A 13579-nucleotide genomic window follows, 5' to 3' on the forward strand; every position below is an offset into this window, starting at 1 on the left:
CCCAACCTTTTAACTTTTATTTTTAATAGATGAATCACCTTTTCATTCAAAGATAGCTTTACAGAGCTATTGGTTTCCTTAATTCATTTTATTAACTGGAGTCGTTGTTATGGTTGTAGATCCAGCTTCAGGTTTGATTTTAGCAGGAGCTAGCCAAGGAGTTGGGCATGCTATCGGAGCGCTCGCACCTTTTTTGACAAGCTTTGCAATTTTTGCTAACGGTTTTACTGGCGCAAATGTTAGCCAGGAACTCGAAGAAAAGCGTTTGGAAGCTCAGAGGAAGCTTGCTGAACTCAACCGAAAATACGATCTAAAAATGTTGAGCACGCGCCATGAGCTGGAAAAGCAATTAGCGTTTCTTAATCATCAAATGCTTCTGGAAAGGGCAGCTTACGAGCGGGAAACTTTTTTCCGCTCAGCAGAATTTCAGAGTATGCTTGCCAACTCTTGGCCCCTAATTCCAAGACCCTTTGAGTTGATAAGTTCTCCAAACCCCAGTGGCTTAGTCCCGCTCAAGGTTTTATTATCACCTCCTAAATTAGACTACGACAGAAACGAGCTTCCTTATCCTTTTCCTAATCTACAGGGATTTTTAGAGCGAGACTTAAAACTCTTTCTCGAGAGTTACTATCCTCAATCCGATTTAGGCAAACCAGGAATAAGACCAGTAAAGTTTTTAGATGCTGCGTGGGACACGAAACGTATTCGTGGCGGAAGTGCCATTAATACGCTGCATCGTGGGTTACAATCCGAAGCGATATTGGTGCTTGAACTGAATGTTGTTGAACAATACCTCGATTTTCATATTGGCTTCTGGGAAACGGGACATCAAGGAGAACCTTTTTATAAGACTCTCATTCCTGGAGTACTTCATAGAGATATTATATTTGGCTCGGCGAGAGCGAATGGTCATATGGACTCTGATGGCAAACTGACCCCTAATGATCGAGATTACGAAGCTCTGGCTCAGTTGATAACTCCTTGGCTTTGTCTGATTACGGGTTGGGTAGCAGATGTGCATCATCTTATTCATCATGATGTTCCGCCGTTGTTACCTAAATTAATACCAGACTTGGTGATGAATGAGCTTAACTTGCAGGTCGTAAAATTTGTTGTTGAAGGGTATAACCAAATTTACCAGGTTCTTGAAGAGAAGCGTCCATACTCAACTCCTCAATTAGCTTTAGACTTAGCTCTGAGCCTAGCTTATTTATCTGATAAGTCATGGGCTAAGGAGCAGTTGACTCATTCTCTCCAATTGTGGCTAAGACTGCGCCAAGTACGAAAACCTGAAAAAGCCAATCCTATTGAATATGCTTTAGAGACAATGGAATCAGCTCTAGCAGTATCAGCCCTGACAAAAGAAGACTGGGAATATGTAGAGAAACTGAAAGAATGCTTTGCAGCTCTTGGAGATAATCAGGGAATCACCCAAGCGCAAAAACTGCTGAATGCATCAGAAGATCTAAAGGAAAAGGAAAAAGTTTCTCTTGTTCAAACCCTCATTCAAGATCTTGAGCAATTAAAGGAATGCCTTGCAGCTTTTGGAAACGACCAACTGACTACCCAGGGGCAAAAACTGGTAGATACATTAGAAATCATAAATACAAAGGAAGAAGTTTCTTATATCAGCTCTCTTGTTGAATATGTTAAGCAGTTAAAGGAATTCCTCGCCACTCTTGGCAACGAGCAACTGACTAACCAAGAGCAAAAACTGCTGAATGCATCAAGCATCAAGGAAAAAGTGGTTCTAATAAACTCCCTTATTGAAGATGTTGAATGGTGCAAAGATATTTGTGGTTTGGAGGATGAGGTGCCGTGGGTGAATATATTATTAAAACTGCTGAATGTATTAAAAGTTCTACCCGAACATGGTGAGAAGCTAGAGCAATTTTTTGTATCCTTTGGGGATGACAAGCAGGCAACCCAAGAAATGCAAGAATTGCAGAATGCTTTGAAAGATGCACTTGAAGACCTAGAGCACAAGCTGGAGGAAGGCAAAGACATATATGAACGCAAACTGGAAAATGTTTCTCTAGTGCATACCCTCACTGAACATTCAGGCTTTGTTAGTTCAGTTGCTATCAGTCCTGATGGACAGACCATGGTCAGTGGCAGTTGTGACGATACAATTAAGATTTGGTGTTTAAGTACAGGGACATTGCTGGATTGCCTCACTAAGCATTCAGATGGCGTTAACACTGTGGCTATCAGCCCGGATGGAAAAACTTTGGTCAGTGGCAGTGATGACAATACAATCAAGATTTGGAGTTTAAGTACGGGGAAACTGCTGCGCACTCTTACTGAGCATTCAAATTCTGTTATGACCGTGGCTATCAGCCCGGATGGGCAGACCCTGGTCAGTGGCAGTTATGACAATACAATCAAGATTTGGAGTTTAAGTACGGGGAAACTGCTGCGCACTCTTACGGGACATTCAGATTGGGTAAGGTGTGTCGCTATTAGTCCAGATGGGCAGACCCTGGTCAGTGGCAGTGATGACAGGACGATTAAGATTTGGAGTTTAAGTACGGGGAAATTGCTGCGCACTCTGACTGAGGAGCATTCATGCTTTGTTTATTCAGTTGCTATCAGCCCGGATGGGCGAACCTTAGCCAGCAATGGCAACTATGATGATTCAATTACAATTTGGCGTTTAAGTACGGGGAAATTGCTGCGTTGTCTCACTGATAGCGTTGGCGTTAGTACTGTCGCTATCAGCCCGGATGGAAAAACTTTGGTCAGTGGCAGTTGTGACGGTACAATTAAGATTTGGAGTTTAAGTACGGGGAAACTGCTGCGCACTCTTACGGGACATTCAGATGGTGTTAGTACTGTAGCTATCAGTCCGGATGGAAAAACTTTGGTCAGTGGCAGTTATGATGATACAATTAAAATTTGGCAGGTGACGGGAGAGCCAAGGGAAGAGCCTCAGTGCAAACAAAAGGAAGAGGAAACTAAAAATACCTCTACTGAAAGTAGTACTTACAGTGATAGTTACGGTAGTTACAGTGCTTATAGTCCTGGTTCAAGGGTAATATGGTAGCGCATTAATATTGATGCAAAATGGGCTTACACTAAACGGTTGGCGCTCATATTAATCTGATTCTGGCTGATGGTAGCATTCTATTATCGCGGCATGGCAGAGGAAAACGTTAAACTCAAAGTGAGACAATGTTTGCCAGCCTTCCGTAGACCTGCAAAATTTGGAGGAACGGTCGCCTTATCCTGTTGCCGCAGAGATTAAATTAGCGCTGCAATCAACAGCAACAAAACTGACTCAGGCAGGAATTCCCCTTAAAAAGTACGTTTCCAATTTTGATTTTCCTGCCGCATGGCAAATCTACTACAAGCTTGCAGCCTACAATTTGATCTACGCCTAATCCCTAACGGTTGCTGATATCCAGAAGAATCTGGCTTTTTTATTTCGAGATGGCACGCAAAGCGATCGCTCAGGAGATCGATCGAGTCGTTGGTGGATTTCAACGCCCTTCTGGTTATTGAAACCATTAGATTTGATCTGATGGCACAGAAGTAAGAATGGTCAACATTGAGATTGGTGGGTAGTTCCGGCGACATAACAAGTCGATGGAGGAGCGATTTGAAGACTTTTTGCTTCGTTTCGATTTAGGTCTGTCGGAAGCAATTTCAAATCGTAGATAAAATCAACCGTTCAAAGTGTCGTCAACAAGCTGAGCTGCTTTACTCACTTGACTCATGTGGCGAACGTTTGGAATCTTTGTTTAAGTCCATGATGTACTCCTATCACGTATCGAGATCTGCTGTAAACCATAACACTAAAAGCTCTTAGCCTTTTTTCGCCATCTTGACCTAAGAAAATTTCTATCAGTACAAAACGATGGCGGTTTGTTAGCATAGAAAAAATGAATTTGTTGAGGTATCTGTATGACAGGACTAGAGATTCTAGCAGCACCTCTTATAAAAAGCGCTGTTGCTTATATAGGAACTAAAGCAGCAATATTTAAGGGATTCACGGCAATGGCTCATGGAATCCAGCACGGTTATGGATACACCTATTTTAAGGGGTTAGTTCTCACAGTAAAAAAATATGGATTTGCTGCGACTGTTAAAAAAATACTGGAGGTTCTTGGAATTCTTGGATTGTTTGTATTTCTGAGTGAAACTCTTGAATCTCTTCTCAAAGACCTGAAAAAGCTTTTGAACAAGAAAGACCCAAGAGCAGCAAGCAGACTGGTAGATACAATGAAACAATTTTCTTAAAAATTAGGAGTCAACATCAGCGAATAGGGTGGGCAATTGCCCACCCTGATTTTTATGTAGAGTAGTATAAAGTTAGATTCTGAGGAGCTAAGGGTATGTCTCTGTCATCAAATGGACAAGCAGCTATCATTCGTACAGAGCGGGGGCTGACGATCGCTGGGACACGCATCACACTCTACGATGTCATGGATCATCTCGTTGCAGGACGAGATCCAAAACTGATCTTGAACTGGCTCCCACTGACAGAAGCGCAGCTTGACACCGCTTTATCCTACATTGAGACCCATCGTACTGAGATAGAAGCTGAGTATCAGGAAGTTTTGAGAACCGCAGAGGAAATTCGGCAGTACTGGGAAGAGCGCAACCGTGAACGCTTTGCCCAGTTTGCTGCCATGCCACCCAAACCTGGTCAGGAAGCTCTTTGGGCAAAGCTCCAAGCGCAGAAAGCCAGACATGCGACGAAGTCATGAACTTTCTGATTGACCACAATCTTGAGCGATATGCCGTTATCCTCTTGGGAAAGATTGCCAGTGATGGTTGGCTTGACCTGATTCCTATTCGCTTTATTACTTTTCGCGAAATTGAATTATCAACGGACAGTAGCGATCGTGTTGTATGGCAAACAGCCCAAGACAACCAGATGATTTTGCTGACTGCTAACCGAAACATGAAAGGAGAAGATTCCCTAGAGAGAACACTTCGTGAGGATAACACATCGAATTCGTTGCCTATTGTGACTATTGCTAGCCTCGATCGCTTCCGTAGTGAACCCAGCTATCGCAGTCAATGTGCTGATCGTATCATTGAAATTTTGCTGGATATTGAGAACTACACGGGGGTAGGACGTATCTTCATCCCATAAGCTCTGAAACAGAGACTTGGGCGATCGCAGAGACATTGGCAAGCGGCGCGGCACAACAAATCGGTGCAGCGAACAGAACAGAGGTGATCGGTGGGAGTTCAAGGCTACTTGCTGCCGCTGACCAGGAACGTTAGCTGGCTTAAGCTGTTGATCAGGTCGTGAGGCACTCCTTCCCTCTGTATCAAGAAGCTTGCTAGTGAAACAATCGGTAATCGCCAAGCCAAATATCTAATATTCAATAAGTAGGATTAACTGCGGTGCCGCATCAATAATGTCTCGACCAAGGATTGCGCTGTTTTCAATCGATTAGGATTATTCGACTGTGCAACCCAAGCTGCTAAATCATTGAGCGAACCATTAACCAGGTGAGCAAACCCCTCTGCATCGATCGTGTTTAGCTCACCCTCAGCGACAGCGATCTGAATGGACTCATGGAGCAAAGCAAAGCCATACCGATCCATTTTAGCCAAGTCATCTGCTGCCAAAACGGCTGGAGCTTCAACGAAAACCAAACGCCGTAGTTCTTCCTGATGTGCTACTTCTAAAAACGCCTGGCAGCCGATAACTAGCTGCTGCCAATTGGTGTCTATTGGCTGAATTTTAGTTTGGATGTAGTCTGTGATCTCACCGTAGGCTTCAACGATGACCGCCTTAAACACGCCTAACTTATCGTTGAATTGGTGATACAAGGCTCCCCGTGTAATGCCCAATTCGCTGATGATTTCTTCGGTTCCCGTAGCAGCATACCCCTTTGTGGCAAATAAGTGACGCGCTCGATCCAGAATGGCACGACGAGTGCGTTGAGTTTGTTCCGCTTTGGTCAACTTCGCTGGCATGGTGAATGGCTCAATTTAACATTCAGACAGTATGTATCTTGACAACAGGAAGCTCCCCCTGCTAACTTAAGATACATACAGATTGTATCTTAACGTGGGGATTTCCTCAAAGGAGTTCTATGTTAGCCACCCTCAGCACTCGCAAGGCAACAACTGCCGATATTCCATTCCTTGCCAGAATTGAGTATGAGGCTTCGTTGCCGCCATTGAATCACTGCTTTTGGGAAGACCTGTTGGAGGGGACTGAAACCACTGCGTTGCAGTTTATTGAGGCAGAACTGAGGACAGGGGCTTCTAATTGGGGCAGCGTTGAAGATTTCCTGATCTTAGAGGCTGAAAGTAAGCCCATTACTGCCGCAGCAGGCTATGTGCCCGATCTAGAAGACTATTGCCCGTTGCGCCTGTCGCGTTTGGAAGGGATCGCTCAGGAGTTGAAGTGGTCTAGGGAAAATTTAACCGTCTTTCGCGATCGCTATTTGGCACTTTGGGGAGGAGATTTGCGACCATTTTTTCTAACCCCCCAAGCAACTTGGATGATTGAAAGTATTGCCGTATTGCCAGAAGCGCGGGGTCGAGGCTTTGGCAAAGCGTTACTCAGAGCTTTGCTAGAGGAGGGGCGATCGCAGCAGCATGACTTTGCCGGAATTATGGTAATCAACGGCAATGATGTCGCTCGCCATACCTACGAGTCTATTGGATTTAAGCCCTATCAAACCTTCCATGCAGATTACTTCTGGGAACAATTCAAGATTGAGTTTCCGGGAGTGACGAAGTTTGGTCTGCGCCTCAATTAACGAGAGAAAGGCAATGTCTTTTAAGACTATTCTAGTAGCAGGTGCGAGTCGTGGCATTGGACTTGCGGTTGCAGAACATTTGATAGACCAGTGCGATCGCCTATTAGCGGTGTCTCGGACAGTGGCTCCGGTCGGTGAATGGGTGCAGGCAGATTTGTCCGATCTGGCAGGGATAGAAACGGTGGCAAGGGCGGTTGGAAATGATTGCTTAGATGCTTTGCTCTACATGGGGGGAACTTGGGAAACCGATGCGTTTACCAGCCAGTACAGCTTTGAAGCGTGTTCTGATATGAGGACATTGTTCGCGTGATTGCCGTCAATCTGGTCGCTCCAATTCGGTTGGTGAAAGCGTTACTGCCTGCCCTGCGACGATCGGATAATCCGAAAATCATTTTCATGGGGGCGCTCTCAGGTCGAGATAATTTCCCAGGAAGGGAAGTTGCCAATAGTGCATCGAAGTTTGGACTGCGGGGAGTGGTGCATTCCTTACGGGAAGAATTGCGATCGCAGCAGATCGGTGTAACTGTGATTAACCCTGGCAACGTTGGCACACCTGAAGTTTTAGGGGATCTTGCAGCAGCAAATCTGACGGGCGGTGAAGCAATTCCTCTAAGGGATCTTCTTGCCATCCTTGACTGTATTCTTTCCTTATCAAGAGCTACCTGTATTAAAGAGATCGATCTTCCTGCAATGTTAGGTGAAGGAGCTTAATGAAGCTTCATGTTAGGGTTTGATACAATCTGTTTAGGATTTAGCCTTCTGAGAGGGATTGGGATTATGCGCTCAATTGAGCAACTGACTGAGGAAATATTGTCTCTGCCTAACGAGTCAAGAGCACTCCTAGCAGACAAGTTAGTGGAAAGCTTGGAGTTCGATACCGGCTCAGCAATTCAAGCAGTTTGGGTAACTGAAGCCAAGCGCCGACGAGATGAAGTGCGAGATGGTTCTGTTCAACCAATTCCAGGTGAAGATGCTCTAGCTCAGGTCAGACGGCTGATTGAGCCATGAGGTATGTATTTCATCCTGAAGCGCTGAATGAATACACTGAAGCAGTTCAATACTACACAGAGCAGAGGGTTGAGGTTGCTCAAGCATTTGTAAACGCGATCGAGGATACAGTTTATCGGATCGGAGAAGCTCCCACTCGTTATACTGAAATCGATGATGATGTTCGGCGATGTATGGCAAAGAGATTTCCTTATGGAATTCTTTACACAATTGAGCAAGATTACATTCTCATTCTGGCGGTTATGCACTGTAGTCGAGAGCCTGGATACTGGAAAAATCGTCGGTAGGTGAAGTTGTCAGTAGCCTAACAACCCCAATGCAGCGGACGGTTGAGACGCACTGGTAGGGATGCAAAGGTTACTAGCCGCCGCTGAAGGGGAACGTTATATGGCTGGATTGGTCACGACTTTCAAACTTGGAAATCCAATTGAAATGTTCATACGTATCTCTATGTATCAACTCTAGTGAGGAACAGAGATATGACGATATTGAAGAGGGAAGAAGGTCAAAGCCTACAAGTTTTGGGTGATAGAGTGTGCATCAAATTAAAGTCCGCACAATCTATCAATAATATGGCAGTTGTGACTGTCGATGTTCCCCCAAACGGTTTTGTCCCTCCGCATACTCATGCCAAAGAAGAAGAAAGCTACTATATGCTAGAAGGCTCAATGATTATGTATTTGGATGGTCGAGAGTTTATGATTGAGCCTGGTGACTTTGTGCATGTGCCTGCTAGAAGGAATATAGTTTTCTTGTTTGATCTGGGATAAATCGATGATGAATAAAGATCTTAATAAAAATCTTATAAGAGACTGGATTGCTAATGGCAATAATGGGTTTTCTGGGAGATTTGAAGATTATATATCTGTGGATTTTGTTGGGCACAGTAGAGACGGAGTGGTTGATTTTCACGAGCTTCAGCGATTAGAGCTAGCATTCGTAGAAGCGTTTCCTGACTCTCATTATTCAGTGGAGGATTTGATCGCTGAGAATGATAGAGTTGTCCTTCGTGTCACAACAAGAGGAACCCACAGAAAAGAATTTTATGGTATTGCCCCTACTAACCGGAAAGTAGAGTTTACGGGAATCGTTATCTATAGAATCCAGGATGGCAAAATTGTGGAGTGTTGGGATGAAATAGACTTTGCTCGTTTGTGCAAGCAAATAACTGAGTAAGTTTAGACCCATTTGGACTCTTTGTCACCGTCAAACGAGCTAGGGTTACGTACATGAAATTAGACCGTATCACCAGCAACCCCAATCGTATGAATGGGCAGCCTTGCATTCGTGACTTGCGCCTTACGGTTCGTCGCGTGCTTGAATTACTGGCAACTTACCCCGATCGCCAAGAGCTGTTTCAAGAGTTTCCCGAACTGGAAGAGGAAGATATCCAGCAAGCCCTGATCTTTGCCTCTTCCTACTTGGACGATCGCATTGTAGAATTGCCTCAAAGTGATGAAACTGCTGCTTGACCAGGGCTTGCCACGCTCTGCAGCAACGTTGCTAAGTGAGGCTGGCATCGATACCGTTCATGTTGCTGAGATTGGTTTGTCGGCAGCAGATGATAGGGACATCCTTCAGAGAGCAAGAGATGATGAGCGTGTAGTTGTGACTCTTGATGCTGACTTCCATGCTTTATTAGCTCTGAGTGCAGCGACTTCTCCTTCCGTAATTCGCATCCGAATTGAAAGATTGCGTGCCCAAGCATTGACCAATCTGCTCTTGACAGTTCTTGATGAGTTTTCAGAGGATCTAGAACAAGGAGTTGTCGTGACAGTTGAGCCGAGTCGAGTTCGTATGCGCCGCCTCCCGTTGGTGAAGGAGGGCTAACCAGTCGCTGAACCGGAACGGAGCATAGGCTATCTGTTGAGTTGCAAAGGCGATCGCCGTCCGGTTAGCTCAACCGATCAATTTCAGAGGTTTCTGGGATCTAGCTAAAAATTCGGTCTGCAATTAGTGTTGCACTTGAATAACGCAAAAATATGAACAAAATATCGAGGCTATTTAAGGGAGTAAACCTTTTAACTGTCATTTCTACATTAGTAGGAATTTTTGGTCTAGACATAGCTTTTTCAAATAAATGGCCTCCATTGGTAATTCAAGAAACAGATCGCTTCTCTTGTGAATTAATATCACATCCTAACGAGGGTGAAGTCTGGACAGTAGTGTACCGCAATGGTGAGAAACAAGACCCTTGGCTAAAGATAGCAGCAACCTTGGGCAGCAATTGGACTCCTGCGGAGAGATGTCAGGAGATTGCTCGACGATTAGAACTTTACCGCCAGGATGGTTTAACTCAATTGACTTATCGTTCCGATCCCAATACGCCCAGACAATTTGTCATCTGTGTGAAAACAAAAGTTAGCGGTGATAACTGCCCGCTATTGGTAACTTTAAGACCAAATACCGATCCATACCTATCACTGAGGTATATGGCTGAAACGCTTACCGCAGGAATGAATAGTAATTGAAATGACCCCCGATTTTCGGACAGGAGGCTAAGAGTAGTATCCTTGTTCTTGAAAGGGGGCAATTATGACAGTAAACCGTCGTCAATACACCGCAGAGTTCAAAGCCAAAGTCGTCCTGCAACTGCTGAGTGGCGAAAAGACACCGAGGGCTCTGTGCCGAGCGCACAAGCTGAATCCAAACGTGCTGAATCGGTGGCGCCAAGAATTCTTGGAGCAGGCACCGAGCATTTTCGAGCGGGGTGAAGTGGGCAGCGAGCAAGAACAGAAGATTGCCGAGTTGGAGCGGTTGGTGGGGCAATTAACGGTTCAACTTGAGAGCGCAAAAAAGCCTCGAGTTACTTGAGCCTGGACAAAAACGGGAGACGGTGATGCAGTTGAGCCAGGAGGAGTCGATTGCAACCCTGTGCCAGGTGTTGAACTACCCGCGCAGCCAGGTTTACTACCAGTCGCAGCCACCGCCAGACGAAACCGAGATCGAGGAGGCGATTGTCAAGCTTTGTGGGCAGCATCCGACCTATGGGTATCGTCGCATCACGGCGATGTTACAACGTCAAGGACAGGAGATTAACCACAAACGGGTAGCGCGACTGATGCAGGAACTTGGCTTGGCTGGCAAGCAACCTGTGAGGCGGAAACGGACGACCAACAGCCACCATGGCTTTCGGCGATATCCGAACCTGGTGATGGATTTAGCAATCGAGCGACCAGAGCAAGTTTGAATGGGGGACATCAGGTACATCAGGCTGCAACAGGAGTTTGTGTACTTAGCAGTGTTAATGGATGTGTTCGCGCGCAGTATTCGGGGATGGCATCTGGCGAGGAGCATGGAGGTGAGCTTGACGATTACGGCTCCGAACAACAAGGGTCTGGCAAAGGGGCGACCGGAGATACATCATTCCGAGCGAGGGGTGCAATATGCAGCGAATGAGTATGTCAAGCTGCTAGAGGAGCACACAGTCAAAATCAGCGTGGCAGAAGTAGGGCAGGCATGGCAGAACGGTTATGCAGAACGATTGATGCGAACGCTCAAAGAGGAAGAAGTTGACTTATCGGAGTATCGCAATTTGGCAGAAGCGTATGAACAGATTGAACAGTTTTGAGAGGATGTGTACATGAAGAAGAGAATACATTCATCATTGGGTTATCTAACCCCAGATGAATATGAGAAGCAATGGAATGAACAACAAAAAGGAAATGTGATATGAAAGAGACACATCCTTAAAGTCTTCGATCTTCTGTCCGAATTCATGGGTTCACTTCATTTGCTAGCCCTCGCGCTACTAATCCAACTTCTTCTGATGCGAGGCGTTTTTACCGCTCGTTCGGATCGTCCCTTGATCGCGCGAGGAGTGCGCGTGCTTATCTTAGCATTTTGTTAACTTCAAACTAATAGAGGAGAAATAACTGCTTTTGCCAATGTGATACCAGAATATCAAATTAATGAGATTACCATCGACTTAATGCGGCGGCGAACAGAAATTGAACACGGTACGATGGATTTCTTATTGATTTCCATGTTTCAACATTTTAAGGAGCAAGGATACGATAGTTCTAATTTGGGATTATCGGCTCTATCTGGAGTGGGTGAAACAAAAAATCTCCTCGCCTAGAAAAGGCGTTGCACTATTTGTACAAACATCTCAATCGGTTTTATAATTTTCAAGGGGTGCACGCCTTTAAAGAGAAATTTCAGCCTTACTGGGAACCTCGTTATCTGGTTTATCCTGGGACAGCCGCTTTGCCAGAGATAGTGGTAGCCTTAGTGAGGACAGATTCGGGCGATCGTCTCATCGATTATTTTAAACCGAGTTCGTGAGCATAATTCTTTAGAAAGTGAGTTGTTTTGTGTGAATGTAGCGTAGTTCTGAAAAATCCTGGCATAGTCATAACTTGTAAGCTAAAAGATTTTAATGAATCGAAAACGCCTTTCTCAAATTGGTTCTGCTGTGCTAAGTTTGCTGCTCTTTACTCTATCCCTATGGGCAATTAGCCAGGAACTGCAAAAGTACCACATTCGAGAGGTCTGGAAGAGTCTGGCAGACATCCCCACGACTCATTTATTTTTGGCTGTAGAACTGACTGGCTTAAATTACGTCATGCTTACTGGATACGATACCCTCGCCGTTCGCTACATTCGCTATCCCCTTTCTTACCGCAAAAAACAGCTTTGGCTGCGATTATCAGTTATGCTATTAGCAATAGTGTCGGTTTGGCTCTCTTAAGCGGCAGTGCCATTCGCTATCGCTTTTATAGAGCTTGGGGTTTGTCTGTTGCTAAAATTGCTCAAATTATTGCCTTGTGCAATTTCAGCTTTTGGTTAGGATTGTTTGCCGTTGGCGGCTGCTATCCTTTACGTCCTTTTGCCTACCGCTACGCCTCTATCTTATCCTGAATTTTTCGGAATTTACTTGCTGGCGCAGATTGCCGGAATTATTAGCAATGTTCCAGGAGGGTTAGGAGTTTTTGAAACTGTCATGCTCCTGCTGCTCTCGCCACCTGTGTCCTCTGCCTCCCTCTTGGGGGCACTTTTAGCTTATCGAGGAATTTACTATTTTCTCCCTTTAAGCAGTGCGATATTGATTCTGGGACTGGATGAATTGCATCAGCGATTCATTTCTAGACTTCATTGACAATAGCTATTTTTTTGCTTAATTGCGTTTATTTTCTTCGTATATTAAAATGATCGCACGATGTTGACTATAACACAATTGGGAAATCCTATCGTTGTCGTTGTTGTTATCGCAGTTAGTTTAGGAATACTTTGGTAGCAACGTTACCGACAAGAGGCTAAGATATTTGCGATCGCCGTCTGGTAGCTTTAATTCTTAATAGGGGATTGAAGCTATTTTTTAGTAAAACTCGCCCTCGACTTTGGAACTTGCTAATTTCTGAAAAATCTTTTAGTTATCCTAGCGGTCAGGCTTTAGTTTCTTTATTATTGTATGAATTAATCGCTTATTTTCTAGCAAATAACTACCCTAATTTTTCTTTAATTATTTACAGTTTTACAATTGGCAAAACCAAACAATAAAGCACTAAAAACTGTTTGAGATAAATCATATAGATTAAGGGAGTTGGCGTTTTTAAAATCCGCTCGCATCTCCTAAAATATCTAGTAGATCTTCAAGTAATCTAAAAATATTTTTCTTTAGTTTTATAGATTTTTTAGGTTTTCATAACTAACAAATTTTCAATTAAAAATTAAAAAATGAGGAGTTTAGACAATAAAAAATTTCGATCTTGAAAAATGTTATTGCCCTTATCCTCAAAAGTTAGTCTAAACCTCGACGTTTTTGCACAATAATTGAGAATGAAGAAAAGTTGTTTTTAGTTTTCTTTCATGCTGTCTGTTACAGGTAGACTCCC

Annotated in this window: 16 protein-coding genes and 3 pseudogenes; 17 read left to right on the forward strand and 2 right to left on the reverse strand. The window is 44.3% G+C overall.

The genetic code is table 11. The features are described from left to right. Positions 1-109: 109 nt before the first annotated feature. From PLE7327_RS22715 to PLE7327_RS13295, 4 genes are all read left to right on the forward strand, one after another. Positions 110-3046 (forward strand): WD40 repeat domain-containing protein, encoded by a 2937-nt coding sequence (locus PLE7327_RS22715; RefSeq protein ID WP_015144330.1) that lies wholly within the window; start codon positions 110-112, stop codon positions 3044-3046. A gap of 860 nt (positions 3047-3906) precedes the next feature. Beyond that, positions 3907-4242 carry a hypothetical protein gene (locus tag PLE7327_RS13285; protein ID WP_015144331.1) on the forward strand — a complete coding sequence of 112 codons (336 nt, stop codon included), beginning with the start codon at positions 3907-3909 and terminating at the stop codon, positions 4240-4242. Between the two features lie 95 nt (positions 4243-4337). Next, a complete protein-coding gene (locus PLE7327_RS13290; RefSeq protein ID WP_015144332.1) occupies positions 4338-4712 on the forward strand; it encodes a DUF433 domain-containing protein in 375 nt (124 codons plus the stop codon). After that, positions 4709-5104 carry a DUF5615 family PIN-like protein gene (locus PLE7327_RS13295; protein WP_015144333.1) on the forward strand — a complete coding sequence of 132 codons (396 nt, stop codon included), beginning with the start codon at positions 4709-4711 and terminating at the stop codon, positions 5102-5104. The genes PLE7327_RS13290 and PLE7327_RS13295 overlap by 4 nt, the downstream gene beginning before the upstream one ends. A gap of 248 nt (positions 5105-5352) precedes the next feature. Here the strand turns inward: PLE7327_RS13295 and PLE7327_RS13300 are convergent, their stop codons facing one another. Then, positions 5353-5940, reverse strand: a complete 588-nt coding sequence (locus PLE7327_RS13300; RefSeq protein ID WP_015144334.1) for a TetR/AcrR family transcriptional regulator — start codon at positions 5938-5940, stop codon at positions 5353-5355. A gap of 119 nt (positions 5941-6059) precedes the next feature. On the opposite strand from PLE7327_RS13300, the gene PLE7327_RS13305 reads away from it, so the two are divergent. From PLE7327_RS13305 to PLE7327_RS26605, 13 genes and pseudogenes are all read left to right on the forward strand, one after another. Further along, positions 6060-6734 carry an N-acetyltransferase gene (locus tag PLE7327_RS13305; protein ID WP_015144335.1) on the forward strand — a complete coding sequence of 225 codons (675 nt, stop codon included), beginning with the start codon at positions 6060-6062 and terminating at the stop codon, positions 6732-6734. 13 nt (positions 6735-6747) lie between these two features. Next, positions 6748-7044 (forward strand): hypothetical protein, encoded by a 297-nt coding sequence (locus PLE7327_RS25325; protein WP_217523122.1) that lies wholly within the window; start codon positions 6748-6750, stop codon positions 7042-7044. Beyond that, a complete protein-coding gene (locus PLE7327_RS25330) occupies positions 7041-7445 on the forward strand; it encodes an SDR family oxidoreductase (RefSeq protein WP_217523123.1) in 405 nt (134 codons plus the stop codon). Before PLE7327_RS25325 ends, PLE7327_RS25330 begins: the two co-directional genes overlap by 4 nt. Positions 7446-7511: 66 nt before the next feature. Then, a complete protein-coding gene (locus PLE7327_RS13315) occupies positions 7512-7742 on the forward strand; it encodes an addiction module protein (RefSeq protein ID WP_015144336.1) in 231 nt (76 codons plus the stop codon). Beyond that, positions 7739-8029, forward strand: coding sequence for a type II toxin-antitoxin system RelE/ParE family toxin (locus tag PLE7327_RS13320; RefSeq protein WP_015144337.1), 291 nt, complete (start codon positions 7739-7741; stop codon positions 8027-8029). Before PLE7327_RS13315 ends, PLE7327_RS13320 begins: the two co-directional genes overlap by 4 nt. A gap of 192 nt (positions 8030-8221) precedes the next feature. Next, entirely contained in the window at positions 8222-8512 is a 291-nt protein-coding gene (locus tag PLE7327_RS13325) for a cupin domain-containing protein (RefSeq protein WP_015144338.1), read from the forward strand. A 4-nt stretch (positions 8513-8516) separates the two neighbouring features. Next, positions 8517-8918: an ester cyclase gene (locus PLE7327_RS22720; protein ID WP_015144339.1), complete on the forward strand. Its 402-nt coding sequence runs from the start codon at positions 8517-8519 to the stop codon at positions 8916-8918. 53 nt (positions 8919-8971) lie between these two features. Then, positions 8972-9214, forward strand: a complete 243-nt coding sequence (locus PLE7327_RS13335) for a DUF433 domain-containing protein (protein ID WP_015144340.1) — start codon at positions 8972-8974, stop codon at positions 9212-9214. Then, positions 9198-9572, forward strand: a complete 375-nt coding sequence (locus PLE7327_RS13340; RefSeq protein ID WP_015144341.1) for a DUF5615 family PIN-like protein — start codon at positions 9198-9200, stop codon at positions 9570-9572. The genes PLE7327_RS13335 and PLE7327_RS13340 overlap by 17 nt, the downstream gene beginning before the upstream one ends. A gap of 152 nt (positions 9573-9724) precedes the next feature. Next, entirely contained in the window at positions 9725-10213 is a 489-nt protein-coding gene (locus tag PLE7327_RS13345; RefSeq protein WP_015144342.1) for a COP23 domain-containing protein, read from the forward strand. A 64-nt stretch (positions 10214-10277) separates the two neighbouring features. Then, positions 10278-11418 (forward strand): annotated as a pseudogene (locus tag PLE7327_RS13355) (IS3 family transposase). 180 nt (positions 11419-11598) lie between these two features. Next, positions 11599-12029 (forward strand): annotated as a pseudogene (locus PLE7327_RS26600) (phosphatidylglycerol lysyltransferase domain-containing protein); the annotation flags it as partial. Positions 12030-12123: 94 nt separating this feature from the next. Further along, positions 12124-12843 (forward strand): annotated as a pseudogene (locus PLE7327_RS26605) (hypothetical protein). 367 nt (positions 12844-13210) lie between these two features. Here PLE7327_RS26605 and PLE7327_RS26610 read toward each other — a convergent pair. After that, the gene (locus PLE7327_RS26610; protein ID WP_371265300.1) at positions 13211-13273 is read right to left on the reverse strand and encodes a hypothetical protein; all 63 of its coding nucleotides are present in this window, start codon (positions 13271-13273) and stop codon (positions 13211-13213) included. Positions 13274-13579 lie beyond the last annotated feature (306 nt).

It is taken from the genome of Pleurocapsa sp. PCC 7327 (assembly GCF_000317025.1).
Classification (GTDB): domain Bacteria; phylum Cyanobacteriota; class Cyanobacteriia; order Cyanobacteriales; family Microcystaceae; genus Hydrococcus.

Coding starts and splice junctions, on each gene's coding strand:
- PLE7327_RS13315 (WP_015144336.1), top strand. CDS start 7,512: ATGCGCTCAATTGAGCAACTGACTGAGGAAATATTGTCTCTGCCTAAC.
- PLE7327_RS25325 (WP_217523122.1), top strand. CDS start 6,748: ATGTCTTTTAAGACTATTCTAGTAGCAGGTGCGAGTCGTGGCATTGGA.
- PLE7327_RS13345 (WP_015144342.1), top strand. CDS start 9,725: ATGAACAAAATATCGAGGCTATTTAAGGGAGTAAACCTTTTAACTGTC.
- PLE7327_RS22720 (WP_015144339.1), top strand. CDS start 8,517: ATGATGAATAAAGATCTTAATAAAAATCTTATAAGAGACTGGATTGCT.
- PLE7327_RS13340 (WP_015144341.1), top strand. CDS start 9,198: ATGAAACTGCTGCTTGACCAGGGCTTGCCACGCTCTGCAGCAACGTTG.
- PLE7327_RS13320 (WP_015144337.1), top strand. CDS start 7,739: ATGAGGTATGTATTTCATCCTGAAGCGCTGAATGAATACACTGAAGCA.
- PLE7327_RS13325 (WP_015144338.1), top strand. CDS start 8,222: ATGACGATATTGAAGAGGGAAGAAGGTCAAAGCCTACAAGTTTTGGGT.
- PLE7327_RS13295 (WP_015144333.1), top strand. CDS start 4,709: ATGAACTTTCTGATTGACCACAATCTTGAGCGATATGCCGTTATCCTC.
- PLE7327_RS13300 (WP_015144334.1), bottom strand. CDS start 5,940: ATGCCAGCGAAGTTGACCAAAGCGGAACAAACTCAACGCACTCGTCGT.
- PLE7327_RS13290 (WP_015144332.1), top strand. CDS start 4,338: ATGTCTCTGTCATCAAATGGACAAGCAGCTATCATTCGTACAGAGCGG.
- PLE7327_RS13285 (WP_015144331.1), top strand. CDS start 3,907: ATGACAGGACTAGAGATTCTAGCAGCACCTCTTATAAAAAGCGCTGTT.
- PLE7327_RS22715 (WP_015144330.1), top strand. CDS start 110: ATGGTTGTAGATCCAGCTTCAGGTTTGATTTTAGCAGGAGCTAGCCAA.
- PLE7327_RS13305 (WP_015144335.1), top strand. CDS start 6,060: ATGTTAGCCACCCTCAGCACTCGCAAGGCAACAACTGCCGATATTCCA.
- PLE7327_RS13335 (WP_015144340.1), top strand. CDS start 8,972: ATGAAATTAGACCGTATCACCAGCAACCCCAATCGTATGAATGGGCAG.